Here is an 18,751-nt window from a genome sequence, read left to right as displayed (position 1 = left end):
GGGTATGGATAGAGAATATTCAAAGGTAAAGCTGAAAACAATTGCTTTTGATTTTACACAATAATCCGGACTTGACTCTTTTTTCTCGTTTGCGGGCACGATTACCACCTTTTCGTTACCGTCATTGCACTTTTTCTCGTTCATGGGCACGATTACCACCTTTTAGTTACTCGTCATTGCATTTCATGTTTCTGCGGGCATCATTTCTTCAAAAAAACCAGACCTAATCGAAAAACGTTTAGGTCTGGTTACTATTCCTAATATCCCCATTTTACTCCAGTCAGATTATTGCAAGTCAGATGGAACTGTAGCATCCTTTAGGGCTTGTTGTAATTGAAGTTCAAATTTTGCTCTTGCATCCTGATTCCACTTAAAGTAATCTGTCATATAATTCATTACTTGCTCTTGATAAGTTCTTACCGTTTCAATATCAAACAGGATGGCACCTATTCTGCGGTTAAAGAAATCGATTGGTGTTGCAGCCATTTCATTTTCGAGAGCATATTTTAATTTAACCCATAATTTCACTGGCAATTGATAGTTTTCTGCCTCTTTGTTGCCATGTTCCTCTACCATTTTAAACAAAGCTGGAACGTTTGAACCATACATTGCTGCTAGGTGTGCTGCATCCTCTTTCGTTAAGCCTGCAGCAACACCTGTTTCGATTTGTCCGCCAATAAATCCCTTAAATTTACTTGAACCGCCCACTTCCCCACCGGAAATTGGCAAATGTTTTGTTTGACAGCTAGGAAAATTTCTTTGTTGTTCTTCGCTGAATTTCTTGGCTAGAACATCAACAATCGTTTCCGCCATTTTTCGATAGCCTGTTAGTTTTCCTCCAGCGATTGTGATCATGCCAGATTCAGACTCCCAGATTTCATCCTTACGGGATATTTCAGATGGATCTTTGCCTTCTTCCCAAATAAGCGGGCGAACACCTGCCCAGCTTGACTCAACGTCTTTTTCGGTAATTTCCACATCTGGGAACATATAATTAATCGCTTCAATAATATACGTACGGTCTTCAGCAGTCATATGCGGGTTCACCGGGTCGTCTCCATAAAAGGTATCAGTTGTCCCTACATATGCTTTCCCCTCTCTAGGTATGGCAAAGACCATTCGTTTATCTGGTGTGTCAAAATATACTGCTTGCTTTAAAGGGAAGCGAGATTGGTCTATTACTATGTGAACCCCTTTTGTCAGCTGTAAAGTCTTCCCTTTTTTCGAGCCGTCTTTTTCACGAATCGTATCAACCCATGGACCAGCTGCATTGACAATCTTCTCAGCCTTTATTTCAAATTTTTCTCCTGTTAGCTGATCAACAACAAGGACACCTATTACCTTGCCATTGTCATAAAATAACTGGTCAACCTTTGTATAGTTTAAAGGAGTGGCACCTTTGTCTGCTGCTGCTTTCATCACTTCGATTGTTAAACGTGCATCATCTGTGCGATATTCAACATAATAGCCACCGCCTTTTAGGCCATTCTTTTTAACTAAAGGCTCTTTATTAATTGTTTCCTGAACATTAAGCATTGTTCTTCGCTCTGCCTTTTTAACCCCTGCAAGAAAGTCGTAAACTCTTAAGCCAATGGAGGTACTAAATTTACCAAATGTGCCCCCTTTATGCATTGGCAGAAGCATCCACTCAGGTGTGGTTACATGGGGACCATTTTCATAAACGATTGCACGTTCTTTTCCCACTTCTGCAACCATCTGAACTTCAAACTGCTTTAAATAGCGAAGTCCGCCATGTACTAGTTTTGTTGATCGACTTGATGTTCCCGCTGCAAAATCCTGCATCTCAACAAGTGCCACTTTCATCCCTCTAGTTGATGCATCCAATGCAATCCCAGCTCCTGTAATCCCCCCGCCAATCACTAATACATCAAACGTTTCATTTTTAAGTTTATTTATAATCTCACTTCGATTATGATTTGAGAATTTCATTTTTTGTCCTCCCTTTTTCAAAAGGTAATTAGTATAACTTATTCCCTTTAACTGTAGCCCGCAACACTAAAAGTACAAGCCCTTCCTTGTTATGCTCTAGTTTAAGAACGAAAAAGAGACCACAAAATGCACTATCAATATACGATAGTGATTTTATGGTCTCTCCAGTTCTCCTGCCGAGCTATTAACTTATATTTATTATATCATGTTTTCCCATTTATTGAAAACACTTATTTAAATGCCATTGCTGCTTTCACAGCTTTTTTCCAGCCGTTATAAAGATTTTTGCGACTTTCCTCTTCCATACTTGGTTTAAAGGATTTATCGATTGCCCACTGATTCGAAATCTCATCCACATTTTTCCAGTAACCAACTGCTAGTCCTGCTAAATATGCAGCACCTAGAGCCGTTGTTTCATTAATTATTGGCCTTTCAACTGGTACATTTAAGATATCACTTTGAAATTCCATCAAGAAGTCATTTTTTACAGCACCGCCATCTACACGCAGCGTCTTTAATTCAATTCCTGAATCTGCTTCCATTGCAGACAGTACATCTTTCGTCTGATAGGCAAGCGATTCTAACGTCGCACGGATAAAATGCTCCTTAGAAGTTCCTCGAGTTAAACCAAATACCGCACCTCTTACTTCACTATCCCAGTAGGGTGTCCCAAGCCCGACAAAAGCGGGAACCACATAAACACCATCTGTTGTATCCACTTTTTTCGCATATTGCTCACTATCCTTTGCATTCTGCAGCATTCTCATTCCATCACGAAGCCACTGAATAGCAGATCCAGCAACAAATATACTTCCTTCAAGGGCATATTCCACTTTTCCATTCAATCCCCATGCAATTGTAGTTAGCAGGCCATTTTCAGAGCGCACTGCCTTTTCGCCTGTATTCATTAGCATGAAGCAGCCTGTACCATAAGTATTTTTTGCCATTCCTTCCTCAAAGCATGCTTGTCCGAATAGAGCTGCCTGCTGATCCCCTGCAGCACCAGCAATCGGAATTTCCTTGCCAAAGAAGTGGTAGTCAACTGTATGCCCATATATTTCTGAAGATGGCCGTACTTCTGGAAGCATGGATGCGGGAACACCTAGAATTTCCAAAAGCTCTTCATCCCATTTTAACTCATATATATTAAACATTAATGTTCGTGAGGCATTCGAATAATCCGTCACATGGGCTTTACCTCCGGAAAGCTTCCAAATCAGCCAAGTATCGATCGTTCCAAACAATAACTTCCCTTGCTCTGCTTTTTCTCTTGCCCCTTCCACATGATCTAAAATCCACTTCACTTTTGTTCCAGAAAAATAGGCATCAATTAAAAGGCCTGTTTTTTCACGGAATGTTTCATTATATCCTTTTGCTTTCAACTCTTCACATATTTCACTTGTCTGTCTTGATTGCCAAACAATCGCATTGTAGATAGGCTTCCCTGTTTCTTTATCCCAGACAACAGCCGTTTCGCGCTGGTTTGTAATCCCGATCCCAGCAATTTGCCCTGGATGGACTCCAGATTCAGAGAGGACTTCAGCAATAACCGAAAGAATGGAACCCCAGATCTCATTAGCATTATGCTCAACCCAGCCTGGCTTCGGAAAATATTGCGTAAACTCTCTTTGTGCAGAATGAGTAATTTCACCATTTTTATTAAAAAGAATCGCTCTTGAACTCGTAGTCCCTTGATCCAGTGATAATATAAATTTTTCCATTTTCCCTTCCCCCGTTCAATCATAAAAATCTCTCGATTATGCAGCAGCTTTAGAAGATTCCATATTCATTTTCTCTTTTTTCCCTAAAAGATACACAATGATTAATATAATTATATTAACAGCTAAAACAATCCATAACATAATCGAAAGTTTTCCCGCAAAGAAAATTTGATAGAATATAGAACCAAGTGATCCTCCCATAATTGGACCTAGTATAGGAATCCACGCATAGTCCCAACCTGATTTCCCTTTCCCATGTATCGGCAGCAGAAAATGGGCAATTCTCGGTCCAAGATCACGAGCCGGATTGATCGCATAGCCAGTTGTCCCCCCTAGAGACATCCCAATCACAACAATCAGCAAGCCAACTGCAATCGGATTCAATCCTTCTGTAAACTTGTTAGCGCCAATAAAAAGTAAGCCAAGCACAAGAATAAACGTTCCTATTACTTCACTTAATAGATTTGAAAAAGAATGTGGAATAGCCGGGCTAGTCGAAAATACTGCCAACTTTGCGCCTTCGTCATCTGTTGCCCTCCAATGAGGCAAATAATGAAGGTAAACGAGAACACCACCTAAAAATCCGCCAATGATTTGTGCAACAATATATCCAGGCACATCTCCCCAAGGAAAATCACCATTCAATGCTAAACCAATCGTTACAGCAGGATTTAAATGAGCACCGCTAATCGATCCCACCGCAAAAACACCCATTGTAACTGCTAACCCCCAAGCAATTGTAATGACAATCCATCCCCCGTTAAAAGAGAATGTTTTCTTTAGATTTGCTCCGGCTACGACGCCTCCCCCAAATAAAATCAAAATCATCGTACCGACAACTTCCCCCATAAAAGCCGACATCTCATATCCCCTCTCTTTCTTCCGAAAAAAAAAAAAGAGACCCACGACAGAATACACCTTAAAAAAGGCAAAACTGTGTGAATCTCCTAATCTCCGACACATAGAATTAACTTGTAAATTGAGTATACAACTCTATGAAAACGTTGTCAATTAGAATTAATCGTTAAATATCTCCCATAAATCCATCTTTGAAGTGGTAATTGCTGTGGCTCCAGCCTTTAATGCATTTTCCACTTCTGTCTTTGAACGGATAAGACCACCAGCCAAAATTGGCGTATTTAGCCGCTGGTTAACTTCTTCAATCATCCATGGCATCGCACCTGGCATGACTTCGATATAATCTGGCTTCGTTTTCTCTATTAGTTTATAGCTTTTTTCAAGAGCATGGGAATCTATAAGAAAAATCCTTTGAATTGCTATAACTCCTTTTTGCTTTGCCTTTAAAATTACACTCGATTTCGTAGAGATTAAACCAAATGGTTTATACTCTTGACAAATATATTCTGTGGCATAATCATCACTTTTTATGCCATGAATCATATCAACATGATAAATCATTTTTTTATTATATGCTTTCGCCATTTGATTAACGTTTTTTAGTTGCGCAATATGCAGATCCAAAAATACACCGATTTTATAAGGACTTTTTAAAAATTGCTCGAATTCCTTCATTGTTGTAGATGCAGGCAATATTTTCTGTTCCATTTTTCCAGCTCCAGTTTCTGAATATATCCTTATACTAGAAGGGAATGTAAAATAACTCAATAATAAATTTGAAAAAAGCCGATTTTCTCCAACAAAAATCGGCTTTTTTCATATCACGCTTCTTTTTTAGCTTTGGCAGGTACACGTTTCTTTTTCGCAGCTGGAGTCTTTTTAGGTTTCGTTTTATCAATTGATGCTTGCAGTGCTGCCATTAGATCCGTCACATTCGTAGCAGGTGCTTTTTCAACTGGTGTAACAATTTCCTTTCCTGTTCGTTTCGATTCAATCAGCTCAAGAAGTGCTGTACGGTATTCATCCGTATATTTCTCAGGTTCGAAGTCTGTAGTTAATTGATCAATTAGCAGAATGGCTGTATCAATTTCTTTCTTCGTCACTTTATCTTCTGCAGGGACATTAGGTACATCACCGGCTTTACGTACCTCATCAGGATAATGAATAGTTTCCATTACGAGTGTATTTTCATAAACACGCAGAACAGCTAATTGCTCTTTTGAACGGATAATTATTTTCGCTAGTCCTACTTTTTCAGACTCCTCCAATGCCTTCCGCAATAAGGAATATGCTTTCCCCCCACCATCACCAGGTGACATATAGTACGTCCGATCAAAGTAAATTGGATCAATTTGCTCCATTTTTACAAAATCAATAATTTCGACCGCCTTATCTTCTTTCTCTTTTTTTAGCTTTTCCAAATCCTCATCATCCAGGACAACAAACTTCCCCTTCGTATACTCATATGCTTTAACAATTTCTTCTGCTTTAACCTCCATATCACAAACAGGACATACTTTTTCATATTTAATCGGTGAGTGACATTCTTTATGAAGATTCCTAAGCTTAATATCCTTATCTTCAGTAGCTGAATGGAGCTTTATAGGAATGTTGACAAGTCCAAAGCTTATACTGCCTTTCCAAATTGTATGCATAACGAAGCTCCCATCTTTTTGTTCTTAATTTACGTTCCTGCTCAGAATGCATACATTTAAAATGCTGGAAATAACTATTTCTTTCACTTTACAATAGGAATTAGGATTTCAAAATGAGGATCTGTTAAATCACGGCTTACTGGATATTTTTCATGTTTTATTGGCAAATCATCGTAATAATCTATACCATCCTCTTTGTAGATCCTATACCCACTTTCTTTCAACCATTGCTGAATATTCATATATGTTTGGCCTATATTCTGGCCTTTTACATGCTGTGTCGTTAGGTAAGTTAGCTCCGGAACGAAAATTTCTGCCATTCCTTTGGGAACAAACTGGTTATTCCCCGCTTTAAATACAGAATAGTGGGTAAATCCATCTGGTCTGTGGTGATAAGATAATCCCAACTGAATCTCAGGAGAAATCACATCTTCTAATTCATGCACCCTCTCAGCCATTTCCTTTATTACTTCTTTCAATTGTCCCACTTCTGAATAGGAGCCATCCCACTTTAGCCCAATCGCCCTATACGCTGGTAATCTTACAATTTCATATTGTAAACTCTCCATAATAGACCTCCAAAGGTATATTTATTTACCTTATTCATTCTATAAATCAGTAATTATTCCCTTTTAAATGAGTAGTTTTTTTCAAAAAGGCAAAAATAAAAAAAATTGTCTTAAAAAAGAAGGATGGATAAGAATGAAGCCAATGCTGCCAAGCCTTTCCTTTGATATTCCTAAAGGAAAAGAATGGCTCTATGAAGTTAAGTATGATGGGTTTAGAGCGATTTTGTACTGGGATAAAAATGAAATAAGGCTCGAGAGCAGAAATGGGAAATCACTTTTGGAATTATTCCCAGAAATACGATTTTTCCTTGAAAAGAATAAGAAAAAAGTTGCTCCTTTTCTTCCGCTCACTTTAGATGGCGAATTGGTCTTTCTAAAAAATGCATATAAGGCACATTTTGGCTCCATTCAAGTAAGAGGAAGAATGCGTTCCGAAAAAAGGATTGCTGAGAAAGCCAAATCTTCCCCTTGCCGATTACTAATATTTGATTTAATTGAAATCAATGGAAAAAGAGTAATGAATGAAATGTATCTAGCAAGGAAAGCACAATTACTCTCATTTTTTGAACAGTGTGATCTCCCAGTAAAACCCGATGAAAAAAGTACTAAGCTCGTTCAAATGGTCCCTTTTTACAATACATTAGATGAAATTTGGGAAAAGGTTACACTTTACGATGGGGAAGGAATTGTTGCCAAGCAGAAAAGTAATAAATGGGAAGAAGGAAAACGAACCCCTTCATGGATTAAATGCAAAAATTGGAAATACGCAGCATGCTTTATAACATCTTATGAGAAATCCAATGGCTATTTTTATGTTGGTGTTTATAGGAATCAGACAATCATCCCCATTGGCCAATTCATTTTTGGTATAAAACCTGATGAAAAAAAAGCACTTGCCCAAATCATTAAAGAGAATAAAACAGATGAAGATAATCAATTTATTTATGTAGAACCTGCTATTTGCGTCGAAATAAAATATTTGGAAATTTATGAAGAACAGATGCGCGAACCACATTTTCATCAATTCAAATTTGATTTAAAACCGGATTCATGTACGTATGATCAATTCATCCAAGGACAGAAGAATTTGCCGCCAGATGTAGGCATCACTCATCCAAATAAACCTTTATGGGAAGATCCTCCCATTCAAAAAATTGATTTCATCCATTATTTAAGGGAAATATCACCTTATATGCTCCCTTTTCTAAAGGATCGATTATTAACAGTTATCCGCTATCCACATGGAATTTTTGGAGAGTCTTTCTACCAAAAGAGCTGCCCAGAATATGCTCCTGATTTCGTGGAAACTAGAATGTCTGATGGGATAAATTACATCGTTTGCAATAATTTAAAGACATTGCTATGGCTAGGGAATCAGCTTGCCTTTGAATATCATATTCCTTTTCAAACAATAAATAATCATAAACCTAGTGAAATTGTATTTGATCTTGACCCTCCTTCAAGAGAGGCATTTGGTCTTGCAATTAAAGCAGCACAATATATTAAAGAAGTTCTCGATCAGCTCGAATTAATTGGCTTTGTTAAAACATCCGGGAATAAGGGACTGCAAGTTTATCTTCCTCTCCCAGAAAATACATATACATTTGAAGAGACTCGATTATTCACTGCCTTTATTGCCAATTACTTAGTCTCAAAAGAACCAGAATCTTTTACAATTGAACGGATGAAAAAAAATCGCGGCGATCGGCTTTACGTTGACTATATTCAGCATGCAGAAGGGAAAACAATTATTGCACCTTATTCTACAAGAGGGACACCTGAAGCTACAGTTGCTACTCCTCTACATTGGGAAGAAGTAAATGAACATCTGCGGATTGTGGATTTTCAAATTCCTACAGCCTTAAAAAGAATTAATAATCTCGGGGACCCTTTTCATCAATATTTCGCAGCGAAAGAAAAACAAAAGTTTCAACCCGTCCTAGATTTCTTAAAAAAATAAAGAATGCCTGCCATAACTTCTTATGACAGGCATTCTATTGATTAAATCAATTGCTCTCCAAAACTAAGCTCATTCGCCCAGCTTAGAGATTCTGCATATATTTTAAATAAATCCTTTTCATCAATCGTTAACTCTTTACATTTTTCACTAATTACCGTCCATTCTGCCTTTTCAACAGCAAGTACAAGATCGAGGACATCTTTTAGCTGATTCTCTTTGCCAGTTAAAGCTTCACAAATTTCTTCTTCAAGTGGTAAATCCTTTAAAATTATATCCATAGGCATACATAATAAGGAATCTACCATTGAAAACATTCCTGTCATAAAATTACTTGGAGAGGATGGCCGATTCTGTCTGATTTTTTCTATTTCCTCGCACATCCTTGCTCTCGTAAGGCTGATATGGATCTTCTCTTGAGAGATTTCTCTTTTTCCAACCGATGATTCCCGCACCGCAAGAACATAAATCCATTTTTGGAGCTCAATTAATCCAAGTAGGACAACAGCCTGCCTGATCGAATTTATTTTTTGTTTGGGTCGAAAAGCAGGAGAGTTGATTAATTTTAATAACTTATATGATAAAGAAATATCTCGTTCAATTAACTCAGTGATACGGTCAATATTCGGTTCAGTCATTGACAAATTCTGTATCATTTCATAATAAGAATGGAAATAAGTCGGCACATCATGTGTTGATATAATTACCGGCTTCGCAAAGAAATAACCCTGAAAGTAGTGATAACCCCGTTCCTTAGCCGCTTCAAATGCTTCTCTTGTTTCGACTTTTTCAGCAACCATTTCTATTTTCAAATCTTTTGCAATCGCCTCTATTTTTTCTCTCATTTCAACAGGAGTACATAAAAAATCGACTTTAATGATATCTGCTAATTTCAATAGATCATGAGTATACGGATTTAATTCATTTAGAACGAAGTCGTCTAGTGCGATTCGATAGCCTTGAGCTTTCAGGTCCATACATATTTCAATTAATTCTGGACTCGGGATAACCGTTTCTAGAATTTCTACGATGATTTCACGCGGTCTAAAATACGTTGGAAGGCCTAACTTAAGCAAATTCTCTGTAAAATTAATGAAACAAGGTTTGCCGTTAGAAAGCTTATCAATCCCAATACTTAAAAAGCTATTTATTATAAGTTCAGTGGTTGCCTGGTCTCCATCTACATTAGGGAAAGCATTCTCTTTTTTATCCTTTCGATAAAGAAGTTCATAACCAAAGACTTCTTCTGTTAGATTAAAAATCGGCTGCCTTGCAACAAAAACTTCCATTATTTAACCTCCGACAAAAAATTAACAAATTATAACACTTTTTTCATTATATATAAAAATAGATATTTAAAAAGTCGAAATATGTTGATTACAAAAATATTCTCTCATATTTTAATTCTTCTGTCATTAAAATGGGGCACTGAATTTAACAGTGCCCCATTACATCTAAACGATCTGAATGTCTAATTCATCAGCTGTCTGTATAAGTTCCCCATCTCTATTGCACCAACAGCAGAATCCCAGCCTTTATTACCTGCTTTTGTCCCAGCACGTTCAATCGCCTGTTCAATTGTATCTGTTGTTAGAACACCGAAGATAACTGGAATACCACTTTCCATTCCAGTGGATGCAACTCCCTTGGCAACCTCATTACTTACATAGTCAAAGTGAGGTGTTGCTCCACGAATGACTGTTCCAAGTGTGATTATAGCATCATACGCTCCTGTTTGAGCGAGCTTCTTTGCCGCAAGTGGAATTTCAAATGCCCCTGGCACCCAAACAATTGTTACATCCTCATCTTTGACACCATGGCGTTTTAGAGCATCTTCTGCACCACTTAATAATTTTCCAGTAATAAATTCATTAAAACGGGAAACAACAATGGCCATTTTCAATCCTGTACCAACTAAATATCCTTCAATTACTTTTTTCATCTAACATCTCTCCCTAATTAAAAAGTTAATAAATGGTCAAGCTTTGACTTTTTTGTTTTTAAGTATGATTCATTTTCCTTCTTCGCTGGCATTTGCAATTGAACACGCTCTGTTATTTCGAGACCATATCCTCCCAGACCAGCTATTTTACGCGGATTATTAGTCAACAGCCTCATTTTTTTAACGCCTAAATCAACTAATATTTGTGCACCAACCCCATAGTCACGTAAATCATCTGCAAATCCTAGTTTGTGGTTTGCTTCAACGGTGTCATACCCTTCTTCCTGAAGCTTATAAGCCTTTAACTTATTAAGAAGGCCAATCCCTCTGCCCTCCTGCCTCATATAAAGAAGAATGCCTTTTCCCTCTTTCTCAATTTGTGCTAGTGCCGCTTCTAATTGAGGACCGCAGTCACAGCGGTTAGAGCCAAACACGTCACCTGTTAAGCATTCCGAATGGACCCTCAATAAAACGGGTTCATCCTCAGTGATTTTTCCCTTGACTAGGGCTACATGATCCTTCCCATCTATCGAATTCGAATAGCCAACTGCTTTAAATAATCCAAACTCTGTTGGCAACTGAATTTCCACTTCTCTTTTAACATGGTTTTCATGCTTGTACCGGTACTCAATTAATTGTTTAATCGTAATTATTTTTAAATCGTACATTTTTGCAACCTCTTCAAGGTCATTCATCCGGGCCATTGTTCCATCGTCTTTCATTATTTCGCAAATAACTCCTGCTGGTTCTGCTCCTGCTAGTAAAGCAAGGTCAATAGCTGCTTCTGTATGACCTGCACGTCTTAAGACACCACCCTCCTTACCAACTAGAGGAAAAATATGTCCAGGGCGGTTAAAGTCTGTTGGGGACGCATTTTTATCAAGCATTTTTTCAATGGTTAACGCCCGCTCAAACGCACTTATTCCAGTTGATGTTTCTTTATGATCGATTGAAACTGTAAAAGCCGTTTTATGACTATCTGTATTACTAGTTACCATTGGATGCAGATCCAGCTTTTTAGCCAATGATTCTGCAATAGGGACACAAATTAATCCCCTTCCTTCTTTAGCCATGAAATTGATTGTTTCCGGCGTTGCATACTGTGCAATTGAAACAAAATCACCCTCATTTTCCCGGTCTTCATCATCACAAACAATAATGACCTTTCCCGACTTTAAATCTTCTATGGCTTCTTCAATTTCACTAAGCATTTCATTTACCTCCAATTGTCCTTCTTTTAAGAAAGAAAGCCGTGTTCTTTCAGAAAGCTTTCTGACAAAATTTGTTTGTGACTCGTTTCTTTTGGTTCTCTATTCATAAAAGAAAACAAATACTTGGCTAACATATCAAACTCAATGTTGACAGAATCCCCCGGATGCTTTAAATCTAGAACAGTCTCTTTTGCTGTATGCGGAATAATTGAAACTGTAACCGAATCATCCGTTACTCCAAATACCGTTAAGGAGATGCCATCTATTGCTATTGAACCTTTCATTAAAAGGAGATGACTGAGTGAATTCGGGATAGATATATCAATATATATAGCATTTTCTCTAACTGACTTTTTTAGTATTTGACCAGTGCCATCTACATGTCCTGTGACAAAATGTCCCCCAAACCTCCCATTAGCCGCCATCGCTCTTTCTAAATTTACCTTTGTTTGTTCTTTGACAGATGATAAAGAGGTCCCATTAAATGTTTCAGGCATGACGTCCATGGAAAACTCATCACCATTCAAATCTGTAACAGTTAAACAGACACCGTTGACTGAAATACTGTCTCCTAAATGAACATCTTCTATTATTTTTGATGCCTTAATTGTTAACTTTATCGTCTTTCCATTTTTGACAGCTCTCTTCACTGTGCCTAGTTCTTCAATAATTCCTGTAAACAATAACTTACCCCTCCTTTAGAGGCTTGGCTACTAGCTTTATGTCTTGTCCAATATTCTCAATGGATTCAAATATTAGCTTCTTTGCATGTTGGACGAGCTCAATGCCTGTTCCCCCAATAAAAGGGATGGCCTCTTTTCCGCCAATAATTAATGGCGCAACATACATAATGATTTGCTGAAATGCATCATTTTCGACGAAGGTGGCATGAATTTCTGATCCGCCTTCTACTAAAACTGACATGATGTTCCTTTTTCCAAGTTCATTTAAAACTTCCGGAATCAGAACAGTGGGTGTTGAGAAAGGAAAAACCTCTACACCATATGTCTGGATTTCTTTTGCCTTCCTTTCATCTATACTTTTTCCTGTAAAGATGATTGTTTTTGCGGCTCTATCTTGTATAACATTGGATTCAACAGGTGTCCGTAAATGTGTATCTAATATCAATCGAATGGGATTTTTTCCACCTTGGGGCAGTCTGGTGGTTAAATGTGGATTATCGTGAATAATCGTATTCACTCCTGTTAGGATTGCATCATTTGCATGTCTAAGTTGATGAACATCTAATCTGGATTCTGGAGAGGTAATCCATTTGCTGTCACCAGTTTTTGCAGCAGTCTTTCCATCTAAAGATGCTGCCGCTTTGATTGTAACGTAAGGGGTGTTTGTTTGAATAAAATGAAAAAATGGTTCATTCATTGCATAGGCTTGTTCTTTTCCAATGCCCACCTCTACTTCTATACCCGCTTTTTTAAGTATAGTAATCCCTTTACCTGCAACAAGAGGGTTTGGATCAAGCACCGCAACAACGACTCGCTTAATGCCTGATTTACAAATTAATTCTGCACAGGGGGGTGTTCTTCCATAATGACTGCAAGGCTCTAGTGTAACGTACAGTTCTGCTCCCTTCGCCTCAGACCCAGCCATCCGAATGGCGTGTACTTCCGCATGAGGGGTTCCAGCCTTTAAATGAGCGCCCATTCCAATAATTTGGCCGTGCTTAACAACAACAGCCCCAACTACCGGATTTGGGTTTGTTTGCCCTTTCGTTGATTGCGCCATCTTTAATGCCAAGTTCATATAATCTTCATCTTGCATACAACGATTCACATACTCCTTTCATCTATTGATTTCTCCAGAAAAAACAAAGCCCCGCACAAACATGTACGGGGCAAAAAATACATAACCAAAGAAGCGTAAAACAATACATTTTTTACGCAAACTAGTCATTCCTTCTCCCATCCAGACTTTAACTGTCGGCTTTGGAATTTCACCAAATCCACCGTTTTCAATAGTTGAAACCGGGTCACGGACTAAGAGGTCGCCCTCATCACCGCCGGTTGGGAATTTCACCCTGCCCCGAAGGAATATCTATTCGATTAGTTGCATTTTATCATGTGTAGACAAAATAAACAATTTAAAGCATTTTAGTTTCAAAAAAAGAAGCACCCAAAAGTGCTTCTTTCATCTATTTACAATCTATTATCCTATCACATGAAAAACAAAATTAAAAAGAAAGAGTCCTGCAATAACATATAAGGATAAGGAAACTTCCTTTGCTTTACCGATCGCAATTTTGAGAATCGGATAAAGGATAAAGCCAACAGCGATTCCATCTGAAATGCTATACGTAAAAGGAATCATTGCAATAATAAAAAACGCTGGAAAGCTTTCACTTAAGTCTTTCAAATCAAGATTACGAATATTTTGCAGCATCAACCCGCCAATAATCATTAAAATCGGTGCAATGGCACTATTTGGAATCAGCTTAATAACAGGAATAAAAAATGCAGAGAGTAAAAAGAGCAATCCAGTAATGATTGTCGTTAATCCCGTTCTGCCTCCTGCAGCCATACCAGCCGTGCTTTCAACAGTTGCCACAGTTGGACTTGTTCCAAATACCCCAGATAGCATCGCTGATATCGAATTTGCCTGGAAAGCGCGAGTAAACCTATCGGAACGATTAATAAATGAAACATGGCCATGAACCAAACCGATATTTTCAAATACGAGAACCATCGTTAATGAAAAGACCGCAATCCAGAAAGTAATTGATAAGATATTATCAAATGACATGGCACCAAAAACGTCCATATAATCCGAAAATGTGAATGCCTTCTCCTCTGTTTGCGTAAAGTCAATCAAGCCAAATAACCATGCAATCACTGAGCCCGCAACAACCGTAATCAAAAAGTTACCCGGTGTATTGCGCATAAAAAGAATAATGGCTATCAGGAAAGTAAGAATGGTCGCAAGCACTTGCGGTTCTCCAAGCTCACCAAGAGCAATGATTGAATTTGTCCCTTTCTCGACAATCCCGCCCTTTTCTAGTCCGATCAGCATTAAAAATAAGCCAAGTCCCACAGTAATTGCTTCCTTCAATGATTGTGGAATGGATTCACTTAAGACAGTCGAAAAACGAGAAAAGGCAACAAAAGTAAAAATTAAACCAGAAACAAAGACGACGGCTAACGCTTCCTGCCAAGACATCCCCATTGATTGAACAATGGTGTAGGAAAATAATGCATTAATCCCCATGCCTGGTACAAGTAGAATTGGCACATTTCCCCATAAGCCCATTAATAGGCAGCCAACAACAGAAGTGATAATTGTTGCAAAAATAGCTGCTTCAAGTGGAATTCCAGCTTCCGATAAAATCAGTGAGTTAACGGCAATAATGTATACGATTGTAAAAAAGCCAATCATCCCTGCCGAAACTTCACGTTTAATCGAAGTCTGATTTTCCTCAAGCTGAAAGAAATGGGTAAACCAGTTTTTCTTCATGATGAAACGACCTAACTATTCAATTAGCCCTCTCCCTACCCGCTCCCCCTGAAAAATTCAGGTGAGCCACAAGGCATTATTTTAACAAAAATCTTTCACTTTGCCAATAGGTAATGAAACTTTTTTATACTCTGTTACGTATAGAATGATATCTTAGGAATGGAAGGATACATGGACCGTGAAAGAAACGAAAGAACAATTGCTAAATGAACTGAAAAAGAGTGAGGATTGGGAAAAGGATCAAAGTGATTTATGGTTTTGGGAGAAAATCGGGCGTCTCCCCTTTAAATTATTGGACAAATTCACCCCTGCTTTTTTGCAAAACAAAATCGGTGTTATCTTGGATGAATTAGGTCAGTACGTACAATCCGGCGGAAGCTATTTAAGCTCCGTTTCCTCCGTTAAGTCGTATTACCCGAATCACGATGTGGAAAATTTAGACGATGTTTCAGTGATTCCAATTCTTGAAATGGATCAGGCAGTAACAAAGTTAACCGGTAATCGCAAAAGACTCGCCACTGTACAAGGTGCGAGTACGGGATTTGGAGGCATTTTCACTCTAACAATAGATATTCCTTTACTGCTTGGGATGCAGTTAAAAACCCTTCAGGATATTGCGATTTGCTATGGCTATAATCCGAATGATAAGAAAGAAAGAATGTACATTGTTAAAGTCCTTCAGTTTGTCTCTTCCGATATTGTTGGCAAGAAAGCAATTTTAAATCAGCTTTCTCTCATTGACTCTCCAGAAGATGAACAAGCAAAAAGAGAAGTGATCTCTGAACTGCAAGGATGGCGGGAAGTCGTATTTACTTATCGAGATCAGGTTGGCTGGAAGAAGCTTTTTCAGATGATTCCAATTGCTGGTTTGCTATTTGGAGCTTTTATCAACCGCTCTGCGGTTAATGATATTGCTGAAGCAGGTATGATGCTGTATCGCAAGCGAAGAATTAGAGAGCGGTTAGCTGATTAATATGTAGTTGATACGCTTTCGAGTTATAAACATACCCGATGTCCCTGGAGAAGAATTGCGGAGGATATTTAAAATATTATTATCTTAGTTTTGTCCTTCATTCACTGGATGAAGGACTTTTCAATAGATTTTTAGCCAGGTTTTGTCTTTCATTCGTTTAATGAAGGACTTTTCAATAGGTATTCAACCAGGTTTTGTCCCTCATAAACACTTGATGAAGGACAAAATTCATCCGGTTTCACTCCAATTTTACAGCAGTTTTAGGATTTCCTTTTCTAATTCATCTTCCTTTACCGGACCCATTACTTTTCTTCTTATGACTCCATCCGAGTCAATGAAAAAGCTTGTCGGATAGCCAATGATTGCATAATCATGAAAGACTGCTCCTTTTTCATCTAGCGGAATTGGAAACGTCAGTTTGTATTCATCTACAAACTGCCCCACATGCTTTGGGTCTTTTTCTGAAGTTGTTACATTGACAGCCAGTATTTCAAACCCATCTTTCTTATATTTTTTATAGAGCTTTTCCATATGAGGCATTTCATCCTTGCAGGGCGGACACCATGTCGCCCAGAAATTTAGGAGAACAGGTTTCCCAATATAATCACTTAACTTCACTGTCTTCCCATTTAAATCAACGAGCACAAAATCAGGTGCTCTTGTTCCCTCATTTAATCCCATTGGCAGCTCGCTGGCATTCTCTAATTTTTCATATTTTTCTATTGGTTTCATTTCTTTATTGTTGTCGTTAAAAATAAATCTATCAGCGATGAGTAACAGGATAATGACTATTGCTGCTGCTCCAATCCATTTCTTCATGCACACACCTCATTATGATGAATCCTATATACTTTATCATACATGACCGTTCATCTAATGACTATTATCGTGCACTCTTCTTCCGAATTTTCAACCTAGAAAAGATATAAACAATTTCTTCCATCAGTTATTCAATATAGGATTTTTGCGAGAATAGCAAATATATTTATTTTTTGTTCATCACTTAAACTTTTTTCGAAGGATAGAACGGGAGTATTCGGATCTTTAATTTTATTCTCCCATTCAAAAGGCATTAAACCCTTTTGAAGCCGAGAAATCATTTTTTGATGATGGAAAAATTGATAGTCCATATACAAAAGTGTACGTGATACAACGATTTCTTCCCCATTGCTTTCAAAAATAGATTTCATTCGCCTTTCGTCCAATTCTTCGATGATATTTATTAAATTCCGATCTTTATCCATTATTGCTATCTGCCTTTTATATAATGTAAAGTTTGCAATCAAATTGTTTGATCCATCATAAAGCCCATACTTTCTTTCAAAAAGCTTGTCCAAGAAACGTGGTAAAAACCATTTAAAGGATAGTATCTTCCTTTCTCTAAGCTCCCCCAATAAATGCCCCTCGTTACTAAAAAATAGCAGTCTTAAAGAGGGGGCTGGTAAAAAATGAAGAAGTATATCATCTGCCTTTGTCAGTGTATGATTCATGTTTTTATTTTCCTGCTGATTCTCAGTAAATGATTTCGAACGCCTGTCACAAACTAAATAATGCTGATAACAAAAAAAACTATATATGAGAAAGGGAAGAACAACTAAAACATATCTTCCATCCCCAGCAAGCATAATTCCATAAATGATGAGAAAAAAAGAAGGAATCAGAGCAGCAAGGCTGACACTTAATGATATAGAGGCAGTTTTTCTATAGAATTGCTGTATGTTCATAAGTAAAACTCCTAACTATGGTAGAAGGAAAATCCTTCCTACTAAACTTAAAATATGCTATTAATTAATTGAATCTCTTTTATTCTATTAATAAAGTTTCTCAAACATGATTTTTAGGAGGAAAAACATGAAAAAATTCATATATTTTAGCGGATTACTGGTAATCCCTCTAATCATTATTTCGCTTATCCATATTCAAATCGTTAAAACCGCGCAACTGACTCCTCCCTCAAATATTCCGTATCTTATCGTTCTCGGAGCTAAAGTAAATGGGGAAGAAATGTCTCTAAGTCTCCAATATCGGGCAAAAACGGCTCTTTCTTATTTAGAAGACAACCCTAAAACTGTTGTCATTGTTACTGGCGGCAAAGGAAAAGGAGAAAATATTACAGAGGCAGAAGCGCTTCGCCGATTTTTCATTGAGAATCATATTAATGAAAACCGCATCCTCGTGGAAGATCGCTCCACCTCCACATATGAAAACTTAAAATTCACTAAAGAACTTTACGAAATTGATGAAGCTGTCATTGTCAGTAATGACTTTCATCTCTACCGGGCGACCACATTCGCAAATAAAGTTGGCATCACCGGTTACCCTTTAGCTGCTGAAACTCCAAAGGTAGTGAAGGCAACACTTTTTATCCGTGAATACGCAGCTGTTATTAAGATGATCATATTGGGTTCATAAAATAGAAAAAGCTATCGCGTAAACGATAGCTTTTCCTT

At 37.8% G+C, this 18,751-nt stretch carries 17 protein-coding genes and 1 riboswitch; of the genes, 3 read left to right on the top strand and 14 right to left on the bottom strand.

Annotation, left to right across the window (positions count from 1 at the left end):
* Positions 1-285: 285 nt before the first annotated feature.
* The 6 genes from ASU02_RS12930 to ASU02_RS12905 form a co-directional block, all read right to left on the bottom strand.
* Positions 286-1,950: a glycerol-3-phosphate dehydrogenase/oxidase gene (locus ASU02_RS12930; protein WP_057764199.1), complete on the bottom strand. Its 1,665-nt coding sequence runs from the start codon at positions 1,948-1,950 to the stop codon at positions 286-288.
* 230 nt (positions 1,951-2,180) lie between these two features.
* Positions 2,181-3,671 (bottom strand): glycerol kinase GlpK, encoded by a 1,491-nt coding sequence (glpK, locus tag ASU02_RS12925; RefSeq protein WP_057764197.1) that lies wholly within the window; start codon positions 3,669-3,671, stop codon positions 2,181-2,183.
* Positions 3,672-3,707: 36 nt separating this feature from the next.
* On the bottom strand, positions 3,708-4,532 hold the full coding sequence (locus ASU02_RS12920) for an MIP/aquaporin family protein (RefSeq protein ID WP_057764195.1): 825 nt from the start codon (positions 4,530-4,532) through the stop codon (positions 3,708-3,710).
* Positions 4,533-4,688: 156 nt separating this feature from the next.
* Positions 4,689-5,237 carry a glycerol-3-phosphate responsive antiterminator gene (locus tag ASU02_RS12915; protein ID WP_057764193.1) on the bottom strand — a complete coding sequence of 183 codons (549 nt, stop codon included), beginning with the start codon at positions 5,235-5,237 and terminating at the stop codon, positions 4,689-4,691.
* A gap of 113 nt (positions 5,238-5,350) precedes the next feature.
* A complete protein-coding gene (gene ku / locus ASU02_RS12910; RefSeq protein WP_057764191.1) occupies positions 5,351-6,184 on the bottom strand; it encodes a non-homologous end joining protein Ku in 834 nt (277 codons plus the stop codon).
* A gap of 83 nt (positions 6,185-6,267) precedes the next feature.
* Positions 6,268-6,753 carry a GyrI-like domain-containing protein gene (locus tag ASU02_RS12905; RefSeq protein ID WP_057764189.1) on the bottom strand — a complete coding sequence of 162 codons (486 nt, stop codon included), beginning with the start codon at positions 6,751-6,753 and terminating at the stop codon, positions 6,268-6,270.
* A 133-nt stretch (positions 6,754-6,886) separates the two neighbouring features.
* On the opposite strand from ASU02_RS12905, the gene ASU02_RS12900 reads away from it, so the two are divergent.
* On the top strand, positions 6,887-8,713 hold the full coding sequence (locus ASU02_RS12900) for a DNA ligase D (protein ID WP_057764186.1): 1,827 nt from the start codon (positions 6,887-6,889) through the stop codon (positions 8,711-8,713).
* A gap of 41 nt (positions 8,714-8,754) precedes the next feature.
* On the opposite strand, the gene ASU02_RS12895 is transcribed toward ASU02_RS12900, so the two are convergent.
* The 6 genes from ASU02_RS12895 to ASU02_RS12865 form a co-directional block, all read right to left on the bottom strand.
* A complete protein-coding gene (locus tag ASU02_RS12895) occupies positions 8,755-9,999 on the bottom strand; it encodes an EAL and HDOD domain-containing protein (RefSeq protein ID WP_057764184.1) in 1,245 nt (414 codons plus the stop codon).
* A gap of 182 nt (positions 10,000-10,181) precedes the next feature.
* Entirely contained in the window at positions 10,182-10,652 is a 471-nt protein-coding gene (gene ribH, locus ASU02_RS12890; protein ID WP_057764182.1) for a 6,7-dimethyl-8-ribityllumazine synthase, read from the bottom strand.
* Between the two features lie 17 nt (positions 10,653-10,669).
* Positions 10,670-11,863, bottom strand: coding sequence for a bifunctional 3,4-dihydroxy-2-butanone-4-phosphate synthase/GTP cyclohydrolase II (locus tag ASU02_RS12885; protein WP_057764180.1), 1,194 nt, complete (start codon positions 11,861-11,863; stop codon positions 10,670-10,672).
* Positions 11,864-11,889: 26 nt separating this feature from the next.
* Positions 11,890-12,546 (bottom strand): riboflavin synthase, encoded by a 657-nt coding sequence (gene ribE, locus ASU02_RS12880; RefSeq protein ID WP_057764178.1) that lies wholly within the window; start codon positions 12,544-12,546, stop codon positions 11,890-11,892.
* A gap of 4 nt (positions 12,547-12,550) precedes the next feature.
* Entirely contained in the window at positions 12,551-13,642 is a 1,092-nt protein-coding gene (gene ribD / locus ASU02_RS12875; RefSeq protein WP_057764176.1) for a bifunctional diaminohydroxyphosphoribosylaminopyrimidine deaminase/5-amino-6-(5-phosphoribosylamino)uracil reductase RibD, read from the bottom strand.
* A 128-nt stretch (positions 13,643-13,770) separates the two neighbouring features.
* Positions 13,771-13,915: riboswitch (FMN riboswitch) on the bottom strand.
* Between the two features lie 111 nt (positions 13,916-14,026).
* A complete protein-coding gene (locus tag ASU02_RS12865; RefSeq protein WP_057764172.1) occupies positions 14,027-15,328 on the bottom strand; it encodes an NCS2 family permease in 1,302 nt (433 codons plus the stop codon).
* A 178-nt stretch (positions 15,329-15,506) separates the two neighbouring features.
* On the opposite strand from ASU02_RS12865, the gene ASU02_RS12860 reads away from it, so the two are divergent.
* Positions 15,507-16,301 (top strand): EcsC family protein, encoded by a 795-nt coding sequence (locus tag ASU02_RS12860; RefSeq protein WP_057764170.1) that lies wholly within the window; start codon positions 15,507-15,509, stop codon positions 16,299-16,301.
* 249 nt (positions 16,302-16,550) lie between these two features.
* Here ASU02_RS12860 and ASU02_RS12855 read toward each other — a convergent pair whose 3' ends face one another.
* Positions 16,551-17,120 carry a TlpA disulfide reductase family protein gene (locus tag ASU02_RS12855; protein WP_057764168.1) on the bottom strand — a complete coding sequence of 190 codons (570 nt, stop codon included), beginning with the start codon at positions 17,118-17,120 and terminating at the stop codon, positions 16,551-16,553.
* A gap of 131 nt (positions 17,121-17,251) precedes the next feature.
* Positions 17,252-18,025 (bottom strand): hypothetical protein, encoded by a 774-nt coding sequence (locus ASU02_RS12850; RefSeq protein WP_057764166.1) that lies wholly within the window; start codon positions 18,023-18,025, stop codon positions 17,252-17,254.
* A gap of 127 nt (positions 18,026-18,152) precedes the next feature.
* Here ASU02_RS12850 and ASU02_RS12845 point away from each other — a divergent pair, with 127 nt between their 5' ends.
* Entirely contained in the window at positions 18,153-18,713 is a 561-nt protein-coding gene (locus ASU02_RS12845; protein ID WP_057764164.1) for a YdcF family protein, read from the top strand.
* Positions 18,714-18,751 lie beyond the last annotated feature (38 nt).

Origin of the sequence: Cytobacillus praedii, assembly GCF_001439605.1 — a bacterium.
Classification (GTDB): domain Bacteria; phylum Bacillota; class Bacilli; order Bacillales; family Cytobacillaceae; genus Cytobacillus; species Cytobacillus praedii.
Note: the sequence above shows the minus strand (reverse complement) of the source record. Positions and strands in the feature narration are given on the sequence as shown.

What these genes read in the sequence shown, in the direction of transcription:
- ASU02_RS12930 (WP_057764199.1), bottom strand. Translation starts at nt 1,950, where the DNA reads ATGAAATTCTCAAATCATAATCGAAGTGAGATTATAAATAAACTTAAA.
- glpK (WP_057764197.1), bottom strand. Translation starts at nt 3,671, where the DNA reads ATGGAAAAATTTATATTATCACTGGATCAAGGGACTACGAGTTCAAGA.
- ASU02_RS12920 (WP_057764195.1), bottom strand. Translation starts at nt 4,532, where the DNA reads ATGTCGGCTTTTATGGGGGAAGTTGTCGGTACGATGATTTTGATTTTA.
- ASU02_RS12915 (WP_057764193.1), bottom strand. Translation starts at nt 5,237, where the DNA reads ATGGAACAGAAAATATTGCCTGCATCTACAACAATGAAGGAATTCGAG.
- ku (WP_057764191.1), bottom strand. Translation starts at nt 6,184, where the DNA reads ATGCATACAATTTGGAAAGGCAGTATAAGCTTTGGACTTGTCAACATT.
- ASU02_RS12905 (WP_057764189.1), bottom strand. Translation starts at nt 6,753, where the DNA reads ATGGAGAGTTTACAATATGAAATTGTAAGATTACCAGCGTATAGGGCG.
- ASU02_RS12900 (WP_057764186.1), top strand. Translation starts at nt 6,887, where the DNA reads ATGAAGCCAATGCTGCCAAGCCTTTCCTTTGATATTCCTAAAGGAAAA.
- ASU02_RS12895 (WP_057764184.1), bottom strand. Translation starts at nt 9,999, where the DNA reads ATGGAAGTTTTTGTTGCAAGGCAGCCGATTTTTAATCTAACAGAAGAA.
- ribH (WP_057764182.1), bottom strand. Translation starts at nt 10,652, where the DNA reads ATGAAAAAAGTAATTGAAGGATATTTAGTTGGTACAGGATTGAAAATG.
- ASU02_RS12885 (WP_057764180.1), bottom strand. Translation starts at nt 11,863, where the DNA reads ATGCTTAGTGAAATTGAAGAAGCCATAGAAGATTTAAAGTCGGGAAAG.
- ribD (WP_057764176.1), bottom strand. Translation starts at nt 13,642, where the DNA reads ATGCAAGATGAAGATTATATGAACTTGGCATTAAAGATGGCGCAATCA.
- ASU02_RS12865 (WP_057764172.1), bottom strand. Translation starts at nt 15,328, where the DNA reads ATGAAGAAAAACTGGTTTACCCATTTCTTTCAGCTTGAGGAAAATCAG.
- ASU02_RS12855 (WP_057764168.1), bottom strand. Translation starts at nt 17,120, where the DNA reads ATGAAGAAATGGATTGGAGCAGCAGCAATAGTCATTATCCTGTTACTC.
- ASU02_RS12850 (WP_057764166.1), bottom strand. Translation starts at nt 18,025, where the DNA reads ATGAACATACAGCAATTCTATAGAAAAACTGCCTCTATATCATTAAGT.
- ASU02_RS12845 (WP_057764164.1), top strand. Translation starts at nt 18,153, where the DNA reads ATGAAAAAATTCATATATTTTAGCGGATTACTGGTAATCCCTCTAATC.